29 protein-coding genes and 1 pseudogene are annotated in these 24,830 nt (G+C 41.8%); 24 read left to right on the plus strand and 6 right to left on the minus strand.

Features of this window, described 5'->3' with window-relative positions; genetic code table 11:
• Positions 1–403 (minus strand): annotated as a pseudogene (locus LIZ66_RS13930) (IS1634 family transposase); the annotation flags it as partial.
• 1,330 nt (positions 404–1,733) lie between these two features.
• Here LIZ66_RS13930 and LIZ66_RS13935 point away from each other — a divergent pair.
• From LIZ66_RS13935 to rsfS, 11 genes are all read left to right on the plus strand, one after another.
• Positions 1,734–3,605: a TIGR03960 family B12-binding radical SAM protein gene (locus LIZ66_RS13935; protein ID WP_173772360.1), complete on the plus strand. Its 1,872-nt coding sequence runs from the start codon at positions 1,734–1,736 to the stop codon at positions 3,603–3,605.
• The gene (locus LIZ66_RS13940; protein WP_226837713.1) at positions 3,589–4,299 is read left to right on the plus strand and encodes a TIGR03936 family radical SAM-associated protein; all 711 of its coding nucleotides are present in this window, start codon (positions 3,589–3,591) and stop codon (positions 4,297–4,299) included. Before LIZ66_RS13935 ends, LIZ66_RS13940 begins: the two co-directional genes overlap by 17 nt.
• A gap of 20 nt (positions 4,300–4,319) precedes the next feature.
• Positions 4,320–5,552, plus strand: a complete 1,233-nt coding sequence (locus LIZ66_RS13945; RefSeq protein WP_226837714.1) for a ribonuclease E/G — start codon at positions 4,320–4,322, stop codon at positions 5,550–5,552.
• Positions 5,553–5,783: 231 nt separating this feature from the next.
• Positions 5,784–6,089, plus strand: a complete 306-nt coding sequence (rplU, locus tag LIZ66_RS13950) for a 50S ribosomal protein L21 (RefSeq protein ID WP_118580170.1) — start codon at positions 5,784–5,786, stop codon at positions 6,087–6,089.
• Between the two features lie 12 nt (positions 6,090–6,101).
• On the plus strand, positions 6,102–6,425 hold the full coding sequence (locus LIZ66_RS13955; RefSeq protein WP_118580173.1) for a ribosomal-processing cysteine protease Prp: 324 nt from the start codon (positions 6,102–6,104) through the stop codon (positions 6,423–6,425).
• 5 nt (positions 6,426–6,430) lie between these two features.
• Positions 6,431–6,718 carry a 50S ribosomal protein L27 gene (gene rpmA / locus LIZ66_RS13960; protein WP_015542711.1) on the plus strand — a complete coding sequence of 96 codons (288 nt, stop codon included), beginning with the start codon at positions 6,431–6,433 and terminating at the stop codon, positions 6,716–6,718.
• 63 nt (positions 6,719–6,781) lie between these two features.
• Positions 6,782–8,074, plus strand: a complete 1,293-nt coding sequence (gene obgE / locus LIZ66_RS13965; RefSeq protein WP_118580176.1) for a GTPase ObgE — start codon at positions 6,782–6,784, stop codon at positions 8,072–8,074.
• A 36-nt stretch (positions 8,075–8,110) separates the two neighbouring features.
• Positions 8,111–8,404, plus strand: a complete 294-nt coding sequence (gene yhbY, locus LIZ66_RS13970) for a ribosome assembly RNA-binding protein YhbY (protein ID WP_118580179.1) — start codon at positions 8,111–8,113, stop codon at positions 8,402–8,404.
• A gap of 19 nt (positions 8,405–8,423) precedes the next feature.
• Positions 8,424–9,023: a nicotinate-nucleotide adenylyltransferase gene (gene nadD, locus LIZ66_RS13975; RefSeq protein WP_177969002.1), complete on the plus strand. Its 600-nt coding sequence runs from the start codon at positions 8,424–8,426 to the stop codon at positions 9,021–9,023.
• A 2-nt stretch (positions 9,024–9,025) separates the two neighbouring features.
• Entirely contained in the window at positions 9,026–9,631 is a 606-nt protein-coding gene (yqeK, locus tag LIZ66_RS13980; RefSeq protein WP_118580182.1) for a bis(5'-nucleosyl)-tetraphosphatase (symmetrical) YqeK, read from the plus strand.
• Between the two features lie 194 nt (positions 9,632–9,825).
• Positions 9,826–10,194 (plus strand): ribosome silencing factor, encoded by a 369-nt coding sequence (gene rsfS / locus LIZ66_RS13985; RefSeq protein ID WP_177968997.1) that lies wholly within the window; start codon positions 9,826–9,828, stop codon positions 10,192–10,194.
• Positions 10,195–10,263: 69 nt separating this feature from the next.
• On the opposite strand, the gene lexA is transcribed toward rsfS, so the two are convergent.
• Positions 10,264–10,884: a transcriptional repressor LexA gene (lexA, locus tag LIZ66_RS13990; protein ID WP_177968998.1), complete on the minus strand. Its 621-nt coding sequence runs from the start codon at positions 10,882–10,884 to the stop codon at positions 10,264–10,266.
• 233 nt (positions 10,885–11,117) lie between these two features.
• On the opposite strand from lexA, the gene LIZ66_RS13995 reads away from it, so the two are divergent.
• From LIZ66_RS13995 to LIZ66_RS20105, 13 genes are all read left to right on the plus strand, one after another.
• On the plus strand, positions 11,118–12,533 hold the full coding sequence (locus LIZ66_RS13995) for a biotin/lipoyl attachment domain-containing protein (RefSeq protein ID WP_226815139.1): 1,416 nt from the start codon (positions 11,118–11,120) through the stop codon (positions 12,531–12,533).
• Positions 12,534–12,567: 34 nt separating this feature from the next.
• Complete coding sequence (locus LIZ66_RS14000) at positions 12,568–13,272, plus strand: YggS family pyridoxal phosphate-dependent enzyme (protein ID WP_177968999.1); 705 nt, start codon at positions 12,568–12,570, stop codon at positions 13,270–13,272.
• A 15-nt stretch (positions 13,273–13,287) separates the two neighbouring features.
• Positions 13,288–13,917, plus strand: coding sequence for a cell division protein SepF (locus LIZ66_RS14005; RefSeq protein WP_177969000.1), 630 nt, complete (start codon positions 13,288–13,290; stop codon positions 13,915–13,917).
• 5 nt (positions 13,918–13,922) lie between these two features.
• On the plus strand, positions 13,923–14,168 hold the full coding sequence (locus LIZ66_RS18805) for a hypothetical protein (RefSeq protein ID WP_330663612.1): 246 nt from the start codon (positions 13,923–13,925) through the stop codon (positions 14,166–14,168).
• A gap of 2 nt (positions 14,169–14,170) precedes the next feature.
• On the plus strand, positions 14,171–14,674 hold the full coding sequence (locus tag LIZ66_RS14010) for a YlmH/Sll1252 family protein (RefSeq protein ID WP_330663613.1): 504 nt from the start codon (positions 14,171–14,173) through the stop codon (positions 14,672–14,674).
• Between the two features lie 29 nt (positions 14,675–14,703).
• The gene (gene aroB / locus LIZ66_RS14015) at positions 14,704–15,795 is read left to right on the plus strand and encodes a 3-dehydroquinate synthase (protein ID WP_227200942.1); all 1,092 of its coding nucleotides are present in this window, start codon (positions 14,704–14,706) and stop codon (positions 15,793–15,795) included.
• Positions 15,796–15,801: 6 nt separating this feature from the next.
• On the plus strand, positions 15,802–16,350 hold the full coding sequence (gene lspA / locus LIZ66_RS14020; protein WP_226854541.1) for a signal peptidase II: 549 nt from the start codon (positions 15,802–15,804) through the stop codon (positions 16,348–16,350).
• Positions 16,351–16,407: 57 nt separating this feature from the next.
• Positions 16,408–17,322, plus strand: a complete 915-nt coding sequence (locus tag LIZ66_RS14025) for an RluA family pseudouridine synthase (protein ID WP_118580200.1) — start codon at positions 16,408–16,410, stop codon at positions 17,320–17,322.
• Positions 17,323–17,428: 106 nt separating this feature from the next.
• Positions 17,429–18,067 (plus strand): cytidylate kinase-like family protein, encoded by a 639-nt coding sequence (locus tag LIZ66_RS14030; protein ID WP_118580203.1) that lies wholly within the window; start codon positions 17,429–17,431, stop codon positions 18,065–18,067.
• Between the two features lie 265 nt (positions 18,068–18,332).
• Complete coding sequence (locus LIZ66_RS14035) at positions 18,333–19,772, plus strand: AI-2E family transporter (protein WP_227200941.1); 1,440 nt, start codon at positions 18,333–18,335, stop codon at positions 19,770–19,772.
• Between the two features lies 1 nt (position 19,773).
• Positions 19,774–20,220: a D-aminoacyl-tRNA deacylase gene (gene dtd / locus LIZ66_RS14040; protein ID WP_148463019.1), complete on the plus strand. Its 447-nt coding sequence runs from the start codon at positions 19,774–19,776 to the stop codon at positions 20,218–20,220.
• A 259-nt stretch (positions 20,221–20,479) separates the two neighbouring features.
• Positions 20,480–21,535, plus strand: a complete 1,056-nt coding sequence (locus LIZ66_RS14045; RefSeq protein WP_227200940.1) for a tyrosine-type recombinase/integrase — start codon at positions 20,480–20,482, stop codon at positions 21,533–21,535.
• 65 nt (positions 21,536–21,600) lie between these two features.
• On the plus strand, positions 21,601–21,738 hold the full coding sequence (locus tag LIZ66_RS20105; protein ID WP_368357286.1) for a DUF6783 domain-containing protein: 138 nt from the start codon (positions 21,601–21,603) through the stop codon (positions 21,736–21,738).
• Between the two features lie 45 nt (positions 21,739–21,783).
• Here the strand turns inward: LIZ66_RS20105 and LIZ66_RS14050 are convergent, their stop codons facing one another.
• The 4 genes from LIZ66_RS14050 to minE form a co-directional block, all read right to left on the minus strand.
• Positions 21,784–22,203, minus strand: a complete 420-nt coding sequence (locus LIZ66_RS14050; RefSeq protein ID WP_118580215.1) for a twitching motility protein PilT — start codon at positions 22,201–22,203, stop codon at positions 21,784–21,786.
• Positions 22,204–22,359: 156 nt separating this feature from the next.
• Entirely contained in the window at positions 22,360–23,415 is a 1,056-nt protein-coding gene (locus LIZ66_RS14055) for a D-alanyl-D-alanine carboxypeptidase family protein (RefSeq protein ID WP_227200939.1), read from the minus strand.
• Entirely contained in the window at positions 23,412–24,572 is a 1,161-nt protein-coding gene (locus LIZ66_RS14060; protein ID WP_148463016.1) for an FtsW/RodA/SpoVE family cell cycle protein, read from the minus strand. Before LIZ66_RS14060 ends, LIZ66_RS14055 begins: the two co-directional genes overlap by 4 nt.
• A gap of 4 nt (positions 24,573–24,576) precedes the next feature.
• A complete protein-coding gene (minE, locus tag LIZ66_RS14065; protein ID WP_118580224.1) occupies positions 24,577–24,819 on the minus strand; it encodes a cell division topological specificity factor MinE in 243 nt (80 codons plus the stop codon).
• Positions 24,820–24,830 lie beyond the last annotated feature (11 nt).

A 24,830-nucleotide genomic window follows, 5' to 3' on the forward strand; every position in this document is an offset into this window, starting at 1 on the left:
TCTGGAATAGACCAGCATCTTCATGATGGTATTGGCATCATACTGTTCTTTTGAGTGGCGCTGCCGGTTCGTTAGGAAAGTATGGAGGTCAAGCTCATGATAGATCTGGCTCAGGGCGGCATAGCCGAAGTTTTTTTCTCAGATCGTCACCTATGCAAAGCCGGTCAGAATCATAAAAAGTAAAGTGGATGGGAGCCTGTCTGGCTGCTTTTTCAGCTTTTAGCTGCTCTACTCTTTTTTGAAAGTGGGCAATAGGGTCATTATACTTTTTTTCCAATTCATCCAGCCAGCCAATAGATTCTATTGTTTTCTGACGGGAGCATTTCTTAGCTTTATCGTAATAGGTGTCAACAATGGAAAGACGAATTCGACCATTCAGGTTAGGTGTTTTTTTGAGGTACATGGCAAGCATTCCGTTTCGTATAATATTTATTATAACGCAAAACGATATAAAACGCTAGTAAAACATGACTAATTTTTAAAAATAAAAAAGCCTGAAAGCAAGGAAACAAAAGGCTTTCAAGCAATAAGCGAACATATGTTACTGCAAAACTGTGGAGACCGGGTCTTATATCCCTTACCAACAGGCGGAAGGAGCTGGTGAACCAGTTGGAAAAGGAAATGGATGGTATTATTATGATAATGATGCAGGCACTTATCTGCCCTGGTAAGCATGAAGAATTAAACATAACAGTCAACACCATACAACACATATTGTAAAACGAAAACTTTGAAATCCTATATATTGTGAAATTGAAATATGATATTTACAACATATTGTATAATATGTAATTGTTTGGGTTTCCACAAAAGCACACGATTTCTCTTGAATTTCTGAAATGACCTGTATTATAATAGGATAATTAACGGCATATACCACAGCCGATACCGCAGTGACCAAATGCCGTTTTCGGGGTAAAAATAGGTTCAAAAATGAGCATTATTTTTCCCACTTATTCAGAAAAAAAGGCACTATCCAAATCTAAACAGAAAAAGTTCTGTATTTGGTAAATAGTGATAAATTGTGAAAGGAAAAGAATGAGAAAATTAGCACTTAGTGACGAAATATTGCTCAGTGTTGACAATCTCTTTTTTCATTGTTGCGGCTGTAACAGCCATTTCTTTTGATTCTTTTCTCATTCTTTTTTCCTTTCTGCCATCATTGGCTAAGCATTTAACTATATTTCAGTTATATATTGTCCGATTTTCGCTCAGAATCCGATCTTTTATGAAAATTTTTGACAAAATTCTAAAAAAATGACATATTAATCCTGTAAGGTGGATGTCCATACAAAGAAATATATTTATAAAATACTTACACATTTAGTATGTAATATTTTTAAGAATGGTTATTTAAGAAAGGGTTTTCCAGGAAAGCAGATAACCACAAAGAAACAAGTACCCCGACATTTTTTGACAGAAACAAAAAATATGACATATTAGTATTGAAAAAAAGAATCTTGTAAAAAAGGAGTGACAGCAGACAATTTTCACCATTTCCACAAAAGCACACGATTTCTCTTGAATTTCTGAAATGACCTGTATTATAATAGGATAATTAACGGCATATACCACAGCCGATACCGCAGTGACCAAATGCCGTTTTCGGGGTAAAAATAGGTTCAAAAATGAGCATTATTTTTCCCACTTATTCAGAAAAAAAGGCACTATCCAAATCTAAACAGAATAAGTTTTGTATTTGGTGAATAGTGACAAATTGTGAAAGGAAAAGAATGAGAAAATTAGCACTTAGTGATGAAATATTGCTCAGTGTTGACAAAGCAGCCCGCTATATCGGCGGGGAGGTCAACTCTGTGATGAAAAATTTAGACGGGATAGATGTCCGTGTGGCGTTTTGTTTTCCGGATGTCTACGAGATCGGCATGTCCAACCTTGGTATGATGCTTCTTTATAATATGTTCAATAAACGCCCTGATGTCTGGTGTGAGCGAGTTTATTCCCCATGGCTTGATCTTGATAAGCTTATGAGAGAACAGAATATCCCGTTATTTGCCCTGGAGTCCCAGGATCCTGTCAGGGATTTTGATTTTCTGTGCATCACACTTGGATATGAAATGTGTTATACTAACGTACTCCAGACACTGGATCTTTCCCAGATTCCACTGAAAGCAGCTGACCGTGACGAATCATGTCCTATTGTAATCGGAGGCGGTGCGTGTGCATATAATCCAGAGCCATTAGCAGCCTTTTTTGACCTGTTTTATATTGGCGAAGGAGAAACTGTGTATGATGCGCTTTTTGATGCATACAAGGCCAATAAGGAAGCCGGAGGCAGCAGGGAGGAGTTCCTTCTGAAGGCAGCTCAGATTCCGGGAATTTATGTTCCGGCATTTTATGATGTCACATACAAAGAAAACGGTACAATTGCATCCTTTGCACCAAATCGTCCGGGAGTTCCCGAGAAAGTCCAAAAGCAGCTGATCGTAGATATGGATAAAGGATATTGCCCGATTGAAAAACCGGTTGTTCCTTTTATTAAAGCTACACAGGATCGTGTCACTTTGGAAATCCAGCGTGGATGTATCCGTGGCTGTCGTTTCTGCCAGGCTGGTATGATCTACAGACCTCTCCGTGAACGTGATGTAGAAGAACTGAAGGAATCTGCAAGAGCTATGCTGAAGAATTCCGGTCATGAGGAAATTTCCCTCAGTTCCTTAAGTTCCAGTGATTACACCCATCTGGAAGAGCTGGTAAACTTCCTGATCGACGAATTTAAATCTGCAGGTGTTAATATTTCCCTGCCGTCACTTCGTATTGATGCTTTTGCCCTGGATGTTATGAGCAAGGTTCAGGATATTAAGAAAAGCAGCCTTACTTTTGCCCCGGAAGCTGGTTCCCAGAGACTTCGTGATGTAATTAACAAAGGACTTACCGAAGAAGTGATCCTTCACGGTGCGCATGAGGCATTTGTTGGAGGATGGAACCGTGTGAAGCTTTATTTCATGCTTGGGCTTCCTACTGAAACAGAAAAAGACATGAAGGGAATTGCTCATCTTGCAGAGCGTATTGCAGAAGAATATTACGATACCGTTCCAAAGGAAAAACGCCATGGAAAGGTTCAGATCGTAGTCAGCACATCCTTCTTTGTGCCAAAGCCATTTACCCCATTCCAGTGGGCTCCAATGTATACAGAACAGGATTTTATTGACAAGGCAAAAGTAGTAAAAGAAGAAATCCGTGCACAGCTGAACCAGAAGAGTATTAAATACAACTGGCATGAACCGGATGTAACCACACTGGAAGGCTTCCTTGCAAGAGGTGACCGCCGTGCTTCTGAAGTTATCTTAAAAGCCTATGAAAAAGGTGCCCTTTACGATGCCTGGTCAGAAAGCTTCCGCTACGACATCTGGAAAGAGGCTTTTGCAGAAACAGGAATTGACATTGAATTCTACACACTCCGAGAGAGAAGCACAGATGAAATCCTCCCATGGGATTTCATAGATGCAGGTGTTACCAAGGAGTTTCTGATCCGTGAGTGGAAACAGGCAAAAGGCGAAGTGGTTACACCAAACTGCCGTCAGAAATGTGCAGGCTGCGGAGCAAGACGTTATGAAGGAGGCGTATGTTATGAAGGTAAGAATTAAATTTACGAAAGAAGGGCCTATGAAATTTGTAGGACATCTTGACACCATGCGCTACTTCCAGAAAGCCATCCGCCGCGCAGAGCTTCCAATTGCTTTTTCAGGAGGTTACAGCCCTCATATGATCATGTCCTTTGCTGCCCCTCTTGGAGTGGGCGTTACCAGCACAGGGGAATATTTCGATATGGAGCTTACCTCTGCGATTCCTACTGATGAAATCTGTCAGCGCCTTAACAGCCAGATGGCAAATGGCATTCGTGTTTTAAGTGCCCGCCAGGTGGAAGACGGAAAAGCGAGCAAGGCAATGTCCCTGGTGGCAGCAGCTGATTATCTGGTGGAATTTCGTCCTGGAAAAGCACCGGCAGATGGATGGCAGACAAGAATTACGGAATTTTTAAAGCAGCCTGAGATCCTTGTTACAAAAGAAACCAAAAAAGGCGAAAAACAGGTAGATATCCGACCTTTTATTTACAAAATGAATTTACAGAATGACAACCGCATTTTCTTAAGTCTTGCTTCTGCAAGTGCCAACTATACCAAACCAGATGCTGTAATGGATGCATTTACCAGCTGGCTTGGACAGGAGCTTCCGGAATTTGCCTGCATGATTCATCGTCTGGAAGTATATGCAGATCTTGGAAATGAGAAAAAACATAAATTTGTATCGTTGGAATCCCTTGGCGTGGAAGTTCAATAAACTTAAAACAGGTGAATCAAGTGACGAAATTAATTCTAACAACCATGGAACTTTGCGGTAACAAATGTCATGCCTGTGCAATCGAGGAAGAAGGTCAGATTATGGAGCTTCGCCTGGAGGCAGCCGCCCGACAGTCCATTCTCGGAAATATTTATGTAGGACAGGTGGAAAATATTGCTTCTAATATCCAGGCTGCATTTGTTCTTATTGCACCTGGCGTACGCGGCTATTTTCCTCTTCAGGAAGCAGAGCAGGTTATCTATGCCTCCGGGAAAGCACCTGGCAGTCCCTTACGTCCAGGTGATCAGATTCTGGTACAGGTAAGCCGTGATGCCATGAAGGGAAAACTTCCCGCACTGACTGCAAACTTAAATTTTACAGGTAAATACCTGGTGCTCACCACAGGAGAAAAAAAGTTCGGACTATCTGGCAAGCTCTCTGGTACAGAGCGCCACACTTTATCCAGCTGGCTGGAAGCAGAGGCTGCACGTCCGAATAAGGAATATGGCTTGATTGTCCGCACCAACGCAGCTCAGGCTGAAAAGGCTGAAATCCTTCAGGAGCTTTCTTATCTGAAATCACTGTATGAAAAAGTTGCTGTCAACGGCAAAAGCCGCACCTGTTTCAGCCTTCTCTACGAAACAGAACCGGTTTACCTTACCACTCTCCGTGATATTTACAGCGAAAATCTCACAGACATTGTAACAGATGATCCTGAAATTTTTCAGCAGATCACTTCTTATTTGAAAGAAACAAGTCCGGAGGAAGAAAGCAAAGCCCGTTTTTATCAGGACAAGCTTCTTCCGTTATACAAGCTTTCCCGCATGGAAAACGCGCTGGATGAGGTTCAAAAGGAAAAAATCTGGCTGAACAGCGGCGGGTTTATTGTGATCCAGCAGACAGAAGCCTTTGTCTCCATCGATGTAAACAGCGGGAAATTTACCGGAAAGAAAAAAGCCGAAGAAACCTATCGCAAAATCAATCTGGAAGCAGCTAAGGAAATTTCACGACAACTGCGGCTTCGCAACCTGTCCGGAATTATTCTTATTGATTTTATCAATATGACAAACCCAGATCATAACAACGAGCTTTTTCATGTATTGCAGAAATATCTGAGGAAGGATCCGGTGAAATGTAAAGCCATAGATATTACACCGCTTCACATTCTGGAGATGACACGAAAGAAAGTCAGAAAACCGGTAATAGAGGAGATCAGGCAGATAAAGTCAGGAGATTTTTCGAACACGCTCTAAATAAAACTATAAGAAATTCCTTTTTCGTATTTTCGAAATTATTACAAGCAGCAAACCAGAAACATGGGTTTTCGTTTTTATTTTTTTACAAATTTTTTTACAATTTTTTTTACAAAACCTCTTGACGAAACCAAATCTCCCTGTTATTATAATCGAGTATGCCGCACAAAGAGGTTTAAGAGTCGAGAGACCACCATATTTGGCGAGTAAAGTCTATAGGAGGTGCCACAAATGTACGCAATTATTGCAACAGGTGGTAAACAGTACAAAGTTGCTGAAGGCGACGTAATCAGAGTTGAGAAGCTCGGAGTTGAAGCTGGTGAAACCGTTACTTTTGATTCTGTAATTGCAGTTAGCAATGACGGATTAAAGGTTGGAGAAGACGTTAAGGATGCCAGTGTTACCGCTTCTGTAGTTGAGAACGGAAAGGCTAAAAAAGTCATCGTTTACAAGTACAAGAGAAAAACTGGATATCACAAGAAAAACGGTCACAGACAGCAGTACACCAAAGTTAAAATCGAAAAGATCAACGCTTAATCAGGTGCTGTTATGATCAATATTACAGTTAAGAAGAGAAAAGGCTCTTATCTGGATTTTCTGTCCAAAGGACATGCAGGCTATGCCGAAGAGGGACAGGATATTGTATGTGCTGCCGTATCAGCCTTGATCATTACTACTGTGAATTCTCTTGAGAAATTTACGGAAGAGCAGATTGAAGCGGAAGCGGATGAGGGATATGTATCCATCCATTTTAAAACAAATCCGAATACTGAGCGCGGGAAACTGCTTATGGATTCCCTGATTCTTGGATTAACAGAAATTGAGCATAGTTATAACAATCGATATTTGACAGTAAGAGTCAAGGAGGTGTAACAACAATGATGAAGATGAACCTTCAGTTATTCGCACATAAAAAAGGAGTTGGTTCCACAAAGAACGGTCGTGATTCCGAGTCCAAGAGATTAGGTGCGAAGAGAGCAGACGGACAGTTTGTTAAAGCCGGCAACATCCTTTACAGACAGCGCGGAACTAAGATCCATGCAGGCGAGAACGTAGGATGCGGAAAAGACTATACATTATTTGCACTGACCGATGGTGTTGTAAGATTCACCAGAAAAGGCCGCGATAAGAAACAGGTTTCTATCGTACCAGTAGAGGCAGAGTAATTCGTAGAGCAGGAGGCTTCAAATCTATAAAGGTTTGGAGCCTTTTCTTATAAAGGAGATTTAATGTTCGCAGACAGAGCTACCATATATATCCGTTCCGGTAAGGGCGGCGACGGCCATGTAAGCTTCCGCAGGGAAAAATATGTACCTGACGGCGGTCCGGATGGCGGCGACGGCGGCAAGGGCGGAGACGTCATTTTTGAAGTTGACGAGGGACAGAATACCCTCGGTGATTACCGTCATAAAAGAAAATATAAGGCAGAAGACGGTCAGGAGGGCGGCAAAAAGCGCTGCCACGGTGCCGACGGTGCCGACATTATATTAAAGGTACCGGAAGGTACTGTTATCATGGAGGCTGAATCCCGTAAGGTAATTGCAGACATGTCCGGTGACAATCGTCGTCAGATCGTTCTGCGCGGTGGACGCGGCGGTAAGGGAAATCAGCATTATGCAACCCCTACCATGCAGGTTCCCAAATATGCCCAGCCTGGACAGCCTTTTCAGGAGCTTGAAGTGCTTCTGGAGCTAAAGGTGATCGCAGATGTAGGACTGGTAGGTTTTCCTAATGTTGGTAAATCTACATTTCTCTCACGTGTTACAAATGCGAAACCGAAAATTGCCAACTATCATTTCACAACCTTAAGCCCGAACCTTGGTGTTGTAGATACTGAGAATGGCGGTTTTATCATCGCAGATATCCCTGGACTGATCGAAGGTGCTTCTGAAGGAGTCGGTCTTGGTCATGAGTTCCTTCGCCATATTGAGCGTACCAGAGTTCTGGTGCACATTGTGGATGCAGCTTCCACAGAGGGACGAGATCCTATTGATGATATTTATAAGATTACCAAAGAACTGGAGAAATACAATCCGGAAATTGCAAAGCGTCCTCAGGTAATTGCAGCCAATAAAGTGGACTGTATTTTTGACGACGGTCAGGAGAATCCTGTAGACAGACTTCGCAAAGAATTTGAACCAAAAGGTATCAAAGTATATCCCATTTCTGCAGTTACCGGACAGGGTGTACGCGAGCTTCTTTTCCATATCAAGGAACTTCTGGACAGTTGTCCGAAGAAAGCAATCGTATTCGAGCAGGAATTCTTCCCAGAAGATATGCTGATCAATGAGAGCCTTCCATTTACCGTACAGGTTGATGAGGAAGATCCCTCTGTATTTATCGTAGAAGGACCACGTATCGAGAAAATGCTTGGTTATACCAATCTGGATTCTGAGAAAGGCTTCGCCTTTTTCCAGCGTTTCCTGAAAGAGGGCGGCATTCTGGATGAACTGGAAAACGCCGGTATTCAGGAGGGTGATACGGTCCGTATGTATGGATTTGAATTTGATTATTATAAATAAATAGCAGCTATTCAGCAGGTATTCAGGAGATAAATTATGACAAGTAAGCAAAGAGCATATTTAAAAAGTCTGGCAATGAAAATGGATGCCATTATCCAGCTTGGCAAGGGCGGTCTTACACCGGAAAACACCAAGGCTGTTGACGAAGCACTTGCAGCGAGAGAGCTGATTAAAATCAGTGTGCTTCAGAACTGTCTGGAGGATCCTAAGGAAATGGCACAGGTTCTTGCAGAGCGCACCCATTCCCAGGTTGTACAGGTGATCGGTAAGAAGATCGTATTATACCGCGAAGGTAAAAAAGAGAAAAAGAAAATTGAACTGCCAAAATAATCGAAAAAAAATCGGGATCATGGGCGGTACCTTTGATCCCATCCATATGGGACATCTGATCCTGGGTGAGCAGAGCTATGAGCAATTCCAGCTGGATAAGGTTCTGTTTATGCCTTCCGGCAACCCGCCTCATAAACGGGACCGTGCTGGCAGAGCCTCTGATAACCAGCGTGTGGATATGGTCCGGCTTGCAATTGAAGATAATCCCCATTTTGAGTTGTCTCTTGCAGAAATGCACGAGACCGGGTATACCTATACCTATCGCACTCTGGAAGAGCTAAAAGAATACAATCCGGACACAGACTATTATTTTATCATTGGTGCAGATTCTCTTTTTGCTTTTGACGAATGGATGGAACCAGAGCGGATCTGTCGGGCCTGTACTCTTGTGGTGGCTGTCCGGGATCATGCGTCCTACGCTGAACTGAATCGGGAAATCCAGCGTCTTTCTGCAAGGTACAACGGAAATTTTGCCCTTTTGGATACTATGAATATTGATGTGTCCAGTCATCAGATCCGTCAGTGGATTTCAAAAGAAAAAAGTCTGAAATATTACGTCCCGGATAAGGTGATTTCTTACATGAAAGAGAATGGAATTTACAGAAAGAAGGAAGTCTGACCATGGCAGATTACGATTTTGCAAAAATTGAAAAAAAACTTTCCAAATACCTGGATGAGGATCGTTTTCAGCATACCATGGGCGTTATGTACACCAGCGCATGTCTGGCTATGGTCCATGGATATGATATCAAAGATGCACAGGTGTCCGGTCTTCTTCACGATTGCGCCAAATGCATTCCCAATAAGAAAAAACTGAAGATGTGCAGCGAACACAATATTCCGGTTTCCGATTTTGAGAGAAGTCACCCGTTTCTTCTCCACTCCCGTCTTGGAGCTTATATTGCTCACGAGAAATATGGGATTGACGATCAGGAGATTCTTTCTGCCATCAATTATCACACAACTGGCAGACGTGAAATGAGTCTTCTTGAAAAGATTATTTATATTGCAGATTATATTGAGCCCATGCGTTATAAAGCAAGCCGTTTACCGGAAATTCGCAAACTTGCGTTTGAAGACCTGGATGAGTGTATGTATGAGATCCTAAAAGATACCCTGGAGTATCTGGAAGAAGATTCTGCCGATGATATTGAGCCAACTTCCAAGGAGGCTTATATTTATTATAAAGAATTGCATAATAAGCGTAATAACGTATCTGATAATTAATACTCCGCATATACTGGCGAATATTTTTACTATTTACAATTAACATTCTACGAGATGCGAGATATTTCGCACGAGCGAAGGCCAGGTACCACCTGACAGAGGATATTATTTCACTTTTAAAGCCTTTTGTTCTCGCAGGAATTTAAAATAATATTAGGTCAGTATAAGCATTATTAAGAAAGGAGCAGATCAGAATGAGTACAGTAAGTACAGAGAAAATGATGGCACAGATTGCCTGCAAGGCAATTGATGATAAAAAGGGACAGGATATTAAGGTAATTGATATTCATAATGTTTCTGTAATTGCAGATTATTTCGTAATCGCAAGCGGTACAAACTCCAATCAGGTTCAGGCGATCGTCGATAATGTGGAGGAGCAGCTTGGACGTGCTGGCTTTGAGGCGAAGCAGATTGAGGGAAACCGCAATTCCAGCTGGATTCTCATGGATTACGGCGATGTGATCGTGCATGTGTTTGATGAGGAAAACAGACTTTTCTATGATCTGGAGAGAATCTGGAGAGATGGAAAGGTTCTGGAGATGGACGCGTTTTTAGAGAAATAAAAAAGTCCCCTTTGGTAAACAAATTGTCTGGAAACAGCAATTGTTTGCTAAAGGGGAAATTTTTTATGACTATTGGTAAAAACGCATGACACCAAATACTTTACCCAGAATCTGGATTTCTCCTGTAATGATAATGGGATCCATAGTGTCATTCTCTGGCTGAAGGCGGTAGTAGCCCTTCTCCTTATAGAAGGTCTTCACTGTGGCAGAATCCTCTACCAGGGCAACTACAATGTCGCCGTTATCTGCAGTTGGCTGCTGCTTTACCAGAACCTGATCACCATCGAAGATTCCTGCATTGATCATACTGTCGCCTTTTACCTTCAGTATGAAGCTCTGTTCATTGGGCATAAATTCTGCCGGGATGGGGAAGTAGCCATCTACATTCTCTACAGCCAGAATAGGCTGTCCGGCGGCTACGGTACCTACAAGCGGAACATTGACCACTTCACGGCGGACAAGATTGAAATTGTCATCAATGATCTCTATGGCTCTTGGCTTCGTGGCATCGCGGCGGATGTATCCGTTCTTCTCAAGAGCTTCCAGATGGGCATGAACAGATGATGTAGACTTCAGATTTACAGCTTCACAAATCTCACGAACTGCTGGCGGGAATCCGCGGTTCAGAATCTCACTTTTAATATATTCTAAAATTTCCTGCTGTTTTTTGCTGATTTTACCATATGTCATAAGAGTTTTCCTCCGAAATTCATTCAACTTTTTCTTATCATACCATATTTTTCTTAATTAAGCAAACAGATATTCTGAAAATATGTTCGTTTTTTGATATGCAGGCTGTTCACAGCTTCCAGCTTTGTTCACACACTTTTCGTTTTCTTTTCCTTGTGTTCACCGGCAAAAAATGGTACAATTGTTTGGTATGAAAATTCAGAGCCCGACTCAAAAACAAAGGGGGAATCCGCTTGTCCGAGAAGAAATCTAACAAGCCTGGCAAAATGGCAGGACTTTTTGTCCAGTTAAAGAACATATTCGGACTGAATATTGCCACCGTTGCTTTTGGTGTATTGTTATTATATATGATTTTTACTGCATTTTTACTTGTAACCTCCACACACATCGAATCTTACCAGGTTACCACAGGTCCTTTATCACGAAACGAGACCTACACTGGTATTTCTCTTCGGGAAGAGAGTGTTTTTAAGGCAGAATCCTCCGGTTATGTGAATTATTATGCCCGGGAGGGAAGTAAGATCAATGCCAACGGTGCTGTTTACGGATTAAGTTCCGGAAAAATTGCAGAAACCAAGTCTGCATTGACTGCGGACGAACTGGAGAAAATCCGCAGTTCTATGCTCAGCTTTTCCAAGGGATTTTCCGGAAGTAAATTTAACAACACCTACAGTTTTAAGAACCAGCTGGAGGGAAGCATCCTTCAGTATGAGGGAATTTCCACTGACGGGAATGCAGATTCACAAGTAGTGACCATCGGTGGACAGAATATCTGTAAAGCCCAGGAAGACGGCATTATCCTCTATTCTATGGACGGTTATGAGAATAAGACTGTGGAGAACATTACAGCAGCAGATTTTGACCAGACTTCTTACCATGAAACGGATCTGAAGACATCCGAAAAGGTGCAGGCCGGAGATAACATTTATACAAATATTACCAGCGAATTATGGAGCCTGATCATTCCATTAAGCGACAAACAGGCCGCCAAGCTGGAGGGACGTTCCACCATTCGTGTGAAATTTCTCAAGGATGATATGACACAGAGCGGCGATTTTTCCATCATAAAAATCGATGGTAACAAATATGGAAAAATTGACTTCAGCCGCGGTCTGATCCGCTATGCATCTGACCGTTTTCTGGATATTGAGCTGGTTACCAATACAGTAACCGGTCTTAAGATTCCCCTTTCCGCTATTGAATCCAAGGATTTTTACGTAATTCCGGCAGAATATGCCACGACTGATCCTGACAGCGGAAGTGTAGGCTTTAACAAGATTTCCAAAGATTCCAGCGGAAATAACGTAAGAACCTTTATCAATGCTACAATCTACGGTAAAGTTAAAATTGAGTCAGATGATGATTCTGCCGATGAAGCTTACAATTATTACGTGGATAGAAGCGCTTTTAAGGAAGGAGATGCTATTGTAAAAGATGACTCCAACCAGCGCTTTATTGTAGGCGAAACAGATTCTCTGGAAGGCGTTTACTGCATCAATCAAGGGTATGCGGTATTCCGTCAGGTAGATATACTGGATCAGAATGAAGAATATGCCATTATTTCCAGTAATACATCCTACGGACTTTCCCGCTATGACCGCATTGCCAGAGACTCCTCCCAGGTAAAAGAGCAGGATATTCTCTACTAAGTTTAACATATACTATTTTTAAGGAGGCTTATAAATGTTAGCTGAAAATTTACAGCAGGTAAATGCAAATATTGAAAAAGCCTGTGCTGCTGTTTCCCGTGACCCAGGTGAAGTCACATTGGTGGCAGTAAGTAAGACCAAACCGGTCTCCATGCTTCAGGAGGCGTATGATGCCGGTGCGTGTGTTTTTGGAGAAAATAAAGTGCAGGAGATCATGGATAAATATGACCAGCTGCCATCAGATATCCAGTGGCACATGATCGGTCATCTGCAGCGCAATAAAGTAAAATATATTATTGACAAGGTTGCCATGATTCACTCGGTAGATTCCCTTCGCCTTGCCCAGACCATTGAGCAGGAAGCTGCAAAGAAAGATCTTGTTATGCCGATTCTGCTGGAAGTTAATGTAGCAGAGGAAGAAAGCAAATTCGGATTAGCGACGAATGAGGTGCTTCCTCTTCTTGAGAAAATCAGCATATTTTCCCATATAAAAGTGATGGGACTTATGACCATTGCCCCATTTGTGAAAAATCCAGAAGAAAATCGTGAAGTTTTTCGCACATTGAAGAAATTAAGTGTTGACATTAATGCAAAAAACATTAATAATGTTAACATGAGTGTTCTGAGTATGGGTATGACCGGAGATTATCAGGTTGCTGTCCAGGAAGGCTCAACCATGGTACGTGTGGGAACCGGTATTTTTGGTGAACGAAATTATGCCACACGGCAAGAAGATTAAGATTGGAGATTGAAAATGAGCGTTTTTGATAAATTATTAGATTCTATTAAACTGAATGATGACGATTATGATGAAGATAATTATTTAGATGAGGATCTGATGGATGACGAAGAGGGGGATTTCTTTGATGACGATCCCATGGATGACAAGCCTAAGAAGAAATTCTTCGAGAAATTCGGTCGTAAGAAAGAGGATGATTTGGCTGACGCAGATACTTCCTTTGACGAAGAACCTGTACATACAGCAACACAAAAGACTGCTGCCAAGGCTCCTGCGAAACAGCCAGCTGAGAAGCAGCGCCCTGTAGCTTCTTCCAAAATCACTCCGATGAGAAGCAGCCGTCGTGCGAATCAGGCTTCTTCTATGGAGGTTTGTGTGATCAAACCTGCTTCCATGGAGGACACCCGGGAAATTGCAGACACACTTCTTGACAATGCAACTGTAATTCTGAATCTGGAGGGTATTGATGTAGAACTTGCACAGCGTATTATTGATTTTGCATCTGGCGCATGTTATTCCCTGAATGGTTCCCTTCAGAAGATTTCCAGCTACATCTTCGTACTTGGTCCCTCTTCTGTAGATATCACTGGTGATCTTCAGAATATTCTTGGCGGCGCTACACCTTCTGTAAGAGCTGGTTATTGATTTTTATGGATAAGGATGAATTTTTACTTAAGAGAATCCGGGAGCTGGCAAATCTCTCTTACCAGAGAGATATTGTCACCTTTACGGATTTTCTTAACTTAAACGAACAAAATATGCTTGTTTCCCTTAAGCTTCATCAGATAGGCGTAGAGGTAAAGCTTTTCGGTGGCTATGAGCATGCAGAACGGCAGATGGCAGCTTTTTCCCCGGAGGCCTTGGTTTTTCCTGGGATTATCCTATTGACTGCCTGAAAATAGAGCCCAAGGCTCTTCGTTTTTCTGAGGAGCTTGGACATAGAGATTATCTTGGAGCGCTCCTGAATCTTGGAGTTGACCGCAGTGTAGTCGGTGATATCCTCATCAAGGATAAAGAAGCCTGGTTTTTCTGCCTTCATAAAATGTCTGACTTTTTTATTGAAAATCTTATTCGGGTAAAACATACTACCGTTCTGGTTTCCAGAGTAGAACAGGCAGAAGAGATTCCGGAACCTGAATTTGAAATGATAAATGGTACCTGCGCTTCTGTAAGGCTGGATGCTCTCATCGGGCTGGCTTTTCAGACGTCCAGAAGCAGCATGGTTTCTTTTATTGAAAGCGGTCTTGTGTTTGTAAACGGCAAACTGATCACCTCCAATGGATATGAGCCAAAAGAAGGCGATATTATTTCCGTTCGCGGCAAAGGACGCTTTATCTATGATGGTGTATCCAGACAGACAAAGAAAGGACGCCTTGGTGTCCGCATTCGAAAATACGTATAAACAATAATACATTTGGAGAGGATTTAACTATGGCAGAAGAAAAATTACTTGTAAAACGTGACGGGGAGTTCTGTTATCCCATTTATTTTGAAAATGACTTTTCTTTTCTTTCACAGGCCTTGACAGACGAAGGTCTTGCAGGGAAAAGCATGTGTATTGTTTCAGATTCCACAGTAGCACCTCTCTATGCAGACCAGGTGAAAGCAGAGCTTTTGAAAGTAACCGATCATGTATGCCAGTTCACTTTCCCCGCCGGAGAAGCATACAAGAATCTTGATACCGTACAGGATCTTTTCCAGTGCCTTATTGAGAATGGGCTTGACCGCAAAAGTCTGGTGGTTGCTCTTGGAGGCGGAGTAACAGGAGACTTATCCGGCTTCGGTGCCGCAGCCTATCTTCGTGGAATTGATTTTATCCAGATTCCTACCACGCTTCTGGCGCAGGTGGACAGCAGCGTAGGCGGTAAGACTGGCGTTGATTTCAGACAGTTTAAAAATATGGTAGGCGCTTTTCATCAGCCCCGCCTGGTTTATATGAACATGGCCACCTTGCAATCCCTCCCTAAGCGCGAATTTGGCTGTGGAATGGGTGAAATTCTAAAGACCGGACTAATTTGCGATAAAGACTTTTTCGACTTTGTATGCGCAAATTACAAGATTATCCGCACTATGGATCCAGAAATGCTTGCCGTTATGATCCGAAAATGCTGTGCCATCAAAGCCGGGGTTGTAGAGCGAGATCCCAAGGAACAGGGAGAGCGTGCTCTTCTTAATCTTGGCCACACCATAGGACATGCAGTCGAAAAGCTGATGAACTTTAACCTTCTCCATGGTCAGTGTGTGGGAATCGGACTGGTTGCCGCAGCTGCCATTTCCAGGGAAAGAGGTCTCCTCACAAATGCTGAATATGAACAGATCTGCCATAGCCTTAAGCTTTACGACCTGCCTTTGTATGTGGAAGGACTTTCTCCCATGGACATTCTTGCAGCTACCAAAAAGGACAAAAAAATGGAACAGGGACAGATTAAATTTATTCTTATAGATGGTCTTGGAAAGAGTTTTATAGACAAGACAGTTTCGGATCAGGAGCTTCTTGTGGGAATTCACGCCATCTGCAGGTAATCAATCATGGAAAATAAAACAGCTTCAGACTACAATGATCTTCCACTAAAAGCACCTAAATTAAAAGGAATTCTGCTTATCCTTTTTCTGGTTCTTCTGGATCAGGGAACAAAGTATCTTGCAATCAGGTATCTGAAAGGAACCTCCGGGATTTCTCTTATTGATAATGTGTTAAACCTTCGTTACCTTGAAAACAGAGGCATGGCATTTGGCCTTCTCCAGAATAAGATTCTTTTTCTGGTGCTTACCTGTATTGTGTTTTTTGTGGCTATTATATATCTTTTTATAAAAGCACCTGCAACTGTTTATTATAGACCACTGCTTTATACAGCGGCAATTGTGTTCGCTGGAGCAATGGGGAATTTTATAGACCGTGTTTTCCGTGGATATGTGGTAGATTTTATTTATTTTTCCCTGATTGATTTTCCCACGTTTAATGTGGCAGATATTTACGTGACCTGTGGGATCACAGTGATGGTATTTCTTATGTTTTTCCGTTATAAAGAAGAAAATGATTTTGACTTTCTGAAACCGGGGAACAGATCTGCCAGGTAAATTGATTTGTCTGATTTTTCATATACCGCGTAATTGAGAGAGGAGTTTTACTGATACATGGAGCAATTGGAATTTACAGCAACCGAAAATGAAGCAGGAGTGCGCATAGACCGCTGTCTTTCCGATAAATATGAGGAACTTTCCCGTTCTTATCTTCAGAAGCTTCTGAAAGAACAAGGTGTTACCGTCAATGGGAAAGCAGTAAAAGCAAACTACAAAATACAGGCAGGGGATCTGGTTCAGACAACCCTGCCTGATCTGACTGAACCGGATATTCTTCCGGAAAATATCCCTTTGGACATTTTATACGAAGATGATGATGTACTGGTGATAAATAAGCCCAAAGGAATGGTAGTCCATCCTGCAAATGGCCACACCAGCGGAACTTTGGTAAATGCTATTATGTACCACTGTCAGGGCAATCTGTCCGGTATTAACGGGGTTATGCGTCCTGGAATCGTCCACCGTATTGATAAGGACACTACAGGAGCTCTTCTTGTATGTAAGAATGACACGGCTCACCGTGATCTGGCCCAGCAACTGAAAGCGCATACCATCAAGCGGCGTTACCGGGCTATTGTGGCAGGTAATCTTAAGGAAGATGAAGGTACTGTAGAAGGCCCGATCGGCCGTCACCCAATTGACCGGAAAAAAATGGCGATCAACTACAAAAATGGAAAAGACGCTGTCACCCATTATAAAGTCCTGGAACGTTTCGGGAATGCGACTTATATCGAGTGCCGCCTTGAAACCGGTCGTACCCATCAGATCCGTGTACATATGACCAGCCTTGGACATCCTCTTCTTGGCGATGAGATCTATGGCTCAGGCAAAAATCCTTATCATCTCCAGGGACAGACTCTTCATGCCATGGTTTTGGGCTTTGTTCACCCAAGAACAGGAGAGTATATGGAATTTTCCGCACCTTTGCCAGAATATTTTCTCAATTTGTTAGAAAAATTAAGAAAATAGTTGTCAGTTTACCCTGATGTAGTGTATAATAATCTTACAAAATTCCTATGAATTACCAGTCACGAAGTGAACAGTAACAAAGGAATTGCAGAAGGGAGTGGCAGATATGAACAATACAACAAGTTCAATTATTACCATCGGACGTGAATATGGAAGCGCCGGCAGGCAGATTGGTCAGGAAGTAGCCAGATATTTTGGAATCAAGTGTTACGACAAAGAACTTCTGGAGCATGCTGCAAACGACAGCGGTATTTGCAAGGAATTATTTGAGAATCATGATGAGAGGCCAACTAACAGCTTTCTGTATTCTCTTGTAATGGATACTTATTCTTTTGGATATTCTTCTGCTGGATTTACAGACATGCCTATGAACCACAAGGTTTTCCTGGCACAGTTCGAAGCCATCAAGAAATTAGCTGCAGAAGGCCCCTGTGTTATGGTAGGGCGCTGTGCAGATTATGCTCTTGCAGATAATAAAGACTGTTTCAGTGTTTTTGTTCATGCTGATCTGGACTGGAGGATCAAGCGTATTGCAGGCAAATACAATAAGACACCTAAAGAAGCCAAAGATATGATCACCAAAACAGATAAGAGCCGTGCAAGTTACTATAATTACTACACCAATAAGAAATGGGGTGCAGCAGCGGGCTACAGCTTAAGCGTTGACAGCAGTGTGCTTGGTATCGAAGGTGCTGCCCAGGCGATTATCAATACCATACATATTTTTGATGACCTTAAGAAATAATATACAGAATCATGTGAAAATAAGGAGTTCTCGAAAGAGAGCTCCTTTTGTAATTTGTTGCATCTCAATTCCTGTTTTCGGTTCCTGTTTTCAAACGCCATCGCCACTTTATATTTTTTTAATGAGACATTGAGACAAAACTGTGTTATAATAGATAGCAATCGCTGTTAAATAAATAACAGTACAGACACTTATTGGTTACTGTGCAAACAGCAGACAGTAACACATATTTTGCATTCATGTTTCAGGAGGACGATATTAGAATATGAAATTACGCTGGGACAATCAACATGTTCGCTGGGGAGTAACTTCTTTCCTTGTAATCGCAGCCAGTATGCTCTTTTATTATGGTGTTTTCCATATGAAGACACTGATTACAGGAATTCAGACATTTCTGGGGATTCTCACACCTATTGTTTATGGGGTCGTGATCGCCTTTTTACTGACCCCTGTATTAAATTTTCTGGAGAAAAAAATTATTTATCCGCTTCTTGCCAGGAAAGAAGTATCAGTAGGAAAGAAGGGACGCAAGGCAATTCGGTGGGCATGCGTAATTTTATGTATGTTTCTCTTCCTTGCTCTTATTTATGCCCTTATTATGATGATTCTGCCGGAACTGATCCGAAGTATTATGGGTCTGATCTACAGTTTTCCAGCCTATGTGAAGGTTATTCAGAAATGGTTGCAATCTTTCATTGAGAAATGGAATCTGAACAGTGATGCACTGGACACTTTGAATCAGTCCATCACCACAGCTCAGGACTACCTGACCACGAATATCCTTCCGCAGATGCAGGAAATGCTAAAAAATATTTCCGCGGGTGTGTTTGAATTAATTAATTTTCTGAAGAATTTCCTCATCGGAGCTATCGTTTCCCTGTACCTGATGGCAGATAAAGAGGGCTTCATTGCCAAGGCAAAAATGCTCACCTACGCAATTTTTAATACCCAGCATGCGAATTTTATCATCCATTCCATGCGTTTTACCAATAAAACCTTTATCGGATTTTTCAGTGGTAAGATTTTGGATTCCGCCATCATTGGCGTATTGTGCTATATTGGTATGAACTTTTTGAATATGCCATATATACTTTTGATCAGTGTTATCATTGGTGTAACCAACGTAATTCCATTTTTTGGACCTTACCTCGGAGCAATCCCAAGTATTTTTCTCATCTTGTTGGTGGATCCGCTGCAGGCTATTTATTTTGCAATTTTTATTCTTGTTCTCCAGCAATTTGACGGCAATATTCTTGGACCGAAGATTCTTGGTGATTCCACAGGACTTTCCAGTTTTCTGGTCATTGTCGCCATCCTTATTGGCGGTGGAATCTTTGGAATCCCAGGTATGATTATTGGCGTTCCTGTTTTTGCAGTACTTTACGCAGCACTTGGCAGACTAGTCCATATCAGCCTGATTTATAAGCAGGTTCCAAATGAGGAGCAAAAATACACCAACATTGACTGTCTGGATCCGGAAACACATGAACCCGTTCTTTTCCCGGAAGAAGAGCCGAAGAAAAGGGAGACGCCCAGACGCACTGCAATGTTGAAATTTACCCTTACTTTGTTAAAAACGATCCAGAAAATTCTGACTACAATCTGGACCCTTATAAAAAAATATTCTGTGATAATTTATCAAAAAGTCAGACAATTGATGGAAGAGTACAGACAGAATCAAAACAGTAAAAAGGACGGAAATTAACATGCGGCTTTTAATACAACGTGTAAATCATGCAAGCGTAAAAGTAGATGGTGAAGTTATCGGAAATATTGGGAAAGGCTTTCTTGTACTGGTCGGCATAGGTCAGAATGATACCAGGGAAATTGCAGACAAATATATGAAAAAAATGCTAGGACTTCGAATTTTTGAAGATGAAAATGGCAAAACAAACCTTTCCCTGGCAGATGTAAATGGGGAGCTTTTGATGGTTTCGCAATTCACGTTATATGCCAACTGCAAAAAAGGAAACCGGCCAAGCTTTATTGAAGCCGGTGCGCCAGAACAGGCAAATGAACTTTATGAATACATGCTAAAGGAAGCTGCAAAAGTTGTTCCAGTTGTTCAGCATGGTATTTTTGGCGCTGATATGAAAATTTCACTGGAGAACGATGGACCGTTTACAGTGATGCTGGACGAATCGATCATGTAAAATTAACAGCAATTGTAACGAAAACGGCCAAGCTTTATTGAAACCGGTGCTCCAGATGTTCAGAATCGTCTGTAACTGCATAATGAATGCAGTCGAACCATCAATTATATTTTAACATTTAATGTAATTCTGAAAAACGCCGAAAACAGCCAGAAGAAGCGGCTGATTCGGCGTTATACCCCTCATCTAGATCTATACGACAAACCCGAGTTTTTCATATAGATTGGTATCATTATTACTTGCTAAAGGAGAATTTTTCATGGATAAAAAAGTCACCTACCACGAACAGACTGATGTTGAAAATACCTTGCGGCTTCGTGATGTTCTGAAAACCTTGCCGCCATTTTGCAGGGATTTCTTTCGTGCCATTGAACCTCGTACCACAACTAAAACCAGAATTTCCTATGCATATGACATCCGCATTTTCTTCCAGTTTCTTCTGGAACAAAATCCAGCCTTCAGGGACTGGTCTATAGATGCCTTTACAGTGGATGTCCTGGATCAGATCACAGCTGTTGATCTTGAAGAATATGAAGAATATCTGAAAGTTTACCAGGCCGGGGATAAAACGGAAACCAATGGCGAACGTGGTCTGAAGCGAAAAATGTCCTCATTGCGAAGTTTTTATGCATATTATTTTAAACGTGAAATGATTCACACAAATCCTACCGTCCTTGTGGACGTTCCAAAGATTCATCAGAAAAGTATCATTCGCCTGGAAGCTGATGAAGTTGCCTTGCTGCTGGATTATATTGAGCACGGCGGGGACGACCTTACCGGTCAGAAAAAGGTATATTATGAAAAAAACAAAGACCGTGACCTCGCTCTCGTTACTCTTCTGCTCGGAACAGGTGTTCGTGTTTCTGAATGTGTAGGTCTTGACATAGAAGACGTAGATTTCAAAAACAATGGAATCAAGGTTACTCGAAAAGGTGGAAATGAAATGGTTGTATATTTCGGTCCTGAAGTAGAAAAAGCTCTGAAAAACTACCTGGAAGTACGCAAGAACATTATTCCTGTAGAAGGCCACGAACACGCTCTCTTCTACTCTACCCAGCGCAAACGAATTGGTGTCCAGGCCGTTGAAAACCTGGTCAAAAAATATGCCCGCCAGGTTACCACCACCAAGAAAATCACCCCTCATAAACTCCGCAGTACCTACGGCACCGCCCTCTACCAGGAAACAGGCGATATTTACCTTGTAGCGGACGTTTTAGGCCATAAGGACGTGAATACTACCAAGAAGCATTATGCAGCCTTAGACGATTCCAGACGGCGTCAGGCAGCCACTGCTGTAAAGCTGCGTGAAGATTAACATCTGCTTCACACGTACAATTGTTGTAATCACCGCATTTAATTCACATAATATTATTATTGTAAATCAATTCAAAACTTTCTGCAAAATCTCCCTCAAAGTGGAGCGTGCAGATTGTAGGAATGATTTTTCAAACACGCTCTAAGGCGCAGCTCAAAAAAGGACATGACCCACAGTCGAGTCATGTCCTTATGTACCTCTAATTTGGTTTTACTGAATTTATAGCTGCAATATCATATTATCCGAGATTATAATGCTACTGCAATCTTATCCTGTAATGCTTCCGGAATCTCTTCTTTGTCAAGCGAAATACTTACAACTATTGAAATTCCATATTTCTCACCGATCTTGTCCAGCTGATCAAGTGTATCTGTAACATCAGCGTCTTCCAACTTGGAAACCTTGAGGAAACTGTCCAGATAAATCTGCTCAAGATCATGATCCTGAGAAATAATACCACAGATGAAACCTACGAATTCATCTGCATTCTTCAATGGATAAGAGGAGACGTCGATAAGACGTACCTTATTGTTAAGCTCATACATATGTTTGGTACTCTTGTCAAGGTAAACAATGCTTCCGTTGGCTTCTTTCACCGCACCGTTTACTCTGTCTAAGAGCACTTTTGTTTTGCCTTTGCCTTTCTTTCCTACGATCAGTTCAACCATGATGTTTTCCTCCTTAGACAATATGATATTAAATTTTTACCAAAACCTTGTTTAATATGTTTCATATTATAGTATAATTTTTCTAAATTTTCAAGAGTTTTTTTAATATTTCTGTCTATTTTTCTCAATTGTGGCTACGATTCATAAACAGACTGACTAGTTTATATTCTGCAAAAGGGACGACATCTGCTCATAAAGCTCGTCTTTTGTGGAGGCACCCATTACAATGGAAATGTACGGCTTTCCATAAGCATTCTGGCTCAGCAACGCCAGACAGTTGCCTGCATTGTCCGTAGTACCTGTCTTTCCACCTAGAATAGTCACATTCTTAGGAGGGGTAGCTTCTCCTGTGAGATAATGGTCTGTGGCAAGTAATGTGGTACTTGCACTGCTTCCGTCCGCATGAGTATATTCTACGGTATAAGATCCGGACTGTGTGATCTGAGTAAACTCCGGATAATTCAAAGCTTCCTTTAGCATCAGATAGATATCATAGGGAGTGGTATAATGGTTTTCGTCCTGCAGACCATGAGGATTGGTAAAATGAGTTCCGGTACAGCCAAGTTCCCTGGCATAACTGTTCATCATCTCCACAAACCCCTCTGTAGAACCACCCACATGCTCTGCAATAGCCGCTGCTGCATCATTACCCGAATAAACCAACAGACAATGAAGAAGCTGATCAAGAGTCACCTGGTCACCTGCCCAAAAGCCGCAAACCTGTGAACCCTCCTCCAGATTCAGATTCTCCTGTGTAATGGTTACTACATCATCCATATTTCCATATTTCAGTGCCAGCATAGCTGTCATGATCTTGGTGATACTTGCTGGATATACCTTTTGAAGTGCCTGCTTGGAATAAAGCACCTTTCTGTCATCCAGATCCAGAAGAAGTCCTTTCTGGTTTTCCCCAAGGGAAACACCATCCATCGGAACATCTGATACGACCACACACAGATTCTTGGCAAAACCATCAGCTCTCAGGCTGTCTAAGTCTGTAATTCCACCAGAAAACTCTCTGGAAGCTACATATGCCTCCTCCAGCTTATCAAAAACAGTTCCATTTCGGAGAACATAAATTGCACCGATCCCAGTACCGCCAAGTACAACCAAAAGCAACAGCAAAAGAACAGTATTTCTGATCCTCTTTCTTCTGGAACTTCGAAATCTTGCCTGTTTACGTCTTGAGTTCTTCTTTTTTGCGGCTGTCATAAATATTCCTCTTTCTTATCAATTTCTTTTCTCTTAAGTTCTTTATTATAAGTACTGCTCTGCAGACCTACATTCATCACAAGCCCCATACCAATAAACAAGCTGACCAGGGAAGTCAGACCATAACTTACAAAAGGAAGAGGCGTACCAGTATTAGGTGCCAGTCCAGTAGCAACGCAGATATTTAAAAAACTCTGTATAGCTACGACACTTCCAATTCCGCAGCAGATAATCTTCCCGGCCAGATCCTTTGCCCTAAGGCTCATCCTGATACATTCAACTGAAATCAACAGCAATAATACGACCAAAGTTGTACATCCTATAAATCCATACTCCTCTCCGGCAACCGCGAAGATAAAGTCAGTCTGGTTCTCTGCAACAAAGTTTCCAGCATTTACAGAAGAAACCTGGTCATCCCCGGTAAGTTTTTTTCCAACCAGTTCTCCGGAGGCAATCGCCGTCTTCGAGTTATTCTGCTGTTCAATATCCTCCTGGTATTCCTCGTTTTCCGGGTAAAGGAAAGACATAATACGCGTTCTCTGATAATCCTTGATCAGGGTCTGATCCGGCTGTACAACAATGGACAAAAATATGATCAAAAGGGGAACCGCGATCAGAATCGCACCTCCGATGATCTTGTAACTCAGTCCTGCTATATACAGCAGAATACAGAAAATAATGGTTACCGTAATGGTATTTTTCATATCCGGCTGTGCATAAATAAGAGCCAATGGAACAGCCAGAAGGAGCACTGATTCTGCCAACACCCTGAAAGTATTGATATCATCTTCATGATCCATAAAAAACTTGGCAAAAAACAGAATAATAATAACCTTGGAAAGCTCGGTAGGCTGAAAACGGAAACCACCGATATCCAGCCATCTGGACGCACCTCCTGCCTCACTTCCGAACAATCGTACACCAATAAGCATAAGCAGATTAAAACCATACATGATCCACTGGAAATTCAATATCCAGGAATAATCCATTAACGATAAGATCACCAGCAACACAAGCCCCATCACAACGCCCAAAAGCTGTTTGTTTCGAAGATCTGGAGACGCACTTGCTACCAGCTGCACTCCAAACAGACTGATCGCAGTCAGAAGGATCACTAGTTTAAAATTGTAAAAACGTAGCTTATACTGTTTAATCATAAATTTATCTGTCCTTTTTCGTCAACACAGGAATATACGCCATTAAAACAGGCGGTTCCTGTGATATCTGTATTTTCACTTTAGTTTCCTCTATGGTCACATACTTCTTTACTGTATGTACCAGGTCACTTTTTAACATTTTCATCATCTGTGGAGAGCATTCTATGCGTTCTGAGATAAGAAGAAGTTTCATCCTGTCGCGAGCATATCCTGCTGAACGCCTTCTTTCATTTAAAAAGGTCTTCATGCAAAATCCCT

Source organism: Blautia faecis (assembly GCF_020554845.1).
Taxonomy (GTDB): Bacteria; Bacillota; Clostridia; order Lachnospirales; family Lachnospiraceae; genus Blautia_A; species Blautia_A faecis.

What these genes read in the sequence shown, in the direction of transcription:
- LIZ66_RS14035 (WP_227200941.1), top strand. Translation starts at nt 18,333, where the DNA reads ATGAAATTACGCTGGGACAATCAACATGTTCGCTGGGGAGTAACTTCT.
- LIZ66_RS13940 (WP_226837713.1), top strand. Translation starts at nt 3,589, where the DNA reads ATGAAGGTAAGAATTAAATTTACGAAAGAAGGGCCTATGAAATTTGTA.
- rplU (WP_118580170.1), top strand. Translation starts at nt 5,784, where the DNA reads ATGTACGCAATTATTGCAACAGGTGGTAAACAGTACAAAGTTGCTGAA.
- LIZ66_RS14005 (WP_177969000.1), top strand. Translation starts at nt 13,288, where the DNA reads ATGAGCGTTTTTGATAAATTATTAGATTCTATTAAACTGAATGATGAC.
- LIZ66_RS14025 (WP_118580200.1), top strand. Translation starts at nt 16,408, where the DNA reads ATGGAGCAATTGGAATTTACAGCAACCGAAAATGAAGCAGGAGTGCGC.
- LIZ66_RS14050 (WP_118580215.1), bottom strand. Translation starts at nt 22,203, where the DNA reads ATGGTTGAACTGATCGTAGGAAAGAAAGGCAAAGGCAAAACAAAAGTG.
- rsfS (WP_177968997.1), top strand. Translation starts at nt 9,826, where the DNA reads ATGAGTACAGTAAGTACAGAGAAAATGATGGCACAGATTGCCTGCAAG.
- LIZ66_RS14045 (WP_227200940.1), top strand. Translation starts at nt 20,480, where the DNA reads ATGGATAAAAAAGTCACCTACCACGAACAGACTGATGTTGAAAATACC.
- dtd (WP_148463019.1), top strand. Translation starts at nt 19,774, where the DNA reads ATGCGGCTTTTAATACAACGTGTAAATCATGCAAGCGTAAAAGTAGAT.
- LIZ66_RS13955 (WP_118580173.1), top strand. Translation starts at nt 6,102, where the DNA reads ATGATCAATATTACAGTTAAGAAGAGAAAAGGCTCTTATCTGGATTTT.
- LIZ66_RS14030 (WP_118580203.1), top strand. Translation starts at nt 17,429, where the DNA reads ATGAACAATACAACAAGTTCAATTATTACCATCGGACGTGAATATGGA.
- aroB (WP_227200942.1), top strand. Translation starts at nt 14,704, where the DNA reads ATGGCAGAAGAAAAATTACTTGTAAAACGTGACGGGGAGTTCTGTTAT.
- obgE (WP_118580176.1), top strand. Translation starts at nt 6,782, where the DNA reads ATGTTCGCAGACAGAGCTACCATATATATCCGTTCCGGTAAGGGCGGC.
- LIZ66_RS18805 (WP_330663612.1), top strand. Translation starts at nt 13,923, where the DNA reads ATGGATAAGGATGAATTTTTACTTAAGAGAATCCGGGAGCTGGCAAAT.
- nadD (WP_177969002.1), top strand. Translation starts at nt 8,424, where the DNA reads ATGGGCGGTACCTTTGATCCCATCCATATGGGACATCTGATCCTGGGT.
- LIZ66_RS14055 (WP_227200939.1), bottom strand. Translation starts at nt 23,415, where the DNA reads ATGACAGCCGCAAAAAAGAAGAACTCAAGACGTAAACAGGCAAGATTT.
- yqeK (WP_118580182.1), top strand. Translation starts at nt 9,026, where the DNA reads ATGGCAGATTACGATTTTGCAAAAATTGAAAAAAAACTTTCCAAATAC.
- lexA (WP_177968998.1), bottom strand. Translation starts at nt 10,884, where the DNA reads ATGACATATGGTAAAATCAGCAAAAAACAGCAGGAAATTTTAGAATAT.
- minE (WP_118580224.1), bottom strand. Translation starts at nt 24,819, where the DNA reads ATGAAGACCTTTTTAAATGAAAGAAGGCGTTCAGCAGGATATGCTCGC.
- rpmA (WP_015542711.1), top strand. Translation starts at nt 6,431, where the DNA reads ATGATGAAGATGAACCTTCAGTTATTCGCACATAAAAAAGGAGTTGGT.
- LIZ66_RS13935 (WP_173772360.1), top strand. Translation starts at nt 1,734, where the DNA reads ATGAGAAAATTAGCACTTAGTGATGAAATATTGCTCAGTGTTGACAAA.
- LIZ66_RS14000 (WP_177968999.1), top strand. Translation starts at nt 12,568, where the DNA reads ATGTTAGCTGAAAATTTACAGCAGGTAAATGCAAATATTGAAAAAGCC.
- yhbY (WP_118580179.1), top strand. Translation starts at nt 8,111, where the DNA reads ATGACAAGTAAGCAAAGAGCATATTTAAAAAGTCTGGCAATGAAAATG.
- lspA (WP_226854541.1), top strand. Translation starts at nt 15,802, where the DNA reads ATGGAAAATAAAACAGCTTCAGACTACAATGATCTTCCACTAAAAGCA.
- LIZ66_RS14060 (WP_148463016.1), bottom strand. Translation starts at nt 24,572, where the DNA reads ATGATTAAACAGTATAAGCTACGTTTTTACAATTTTAAACTAGTGATC.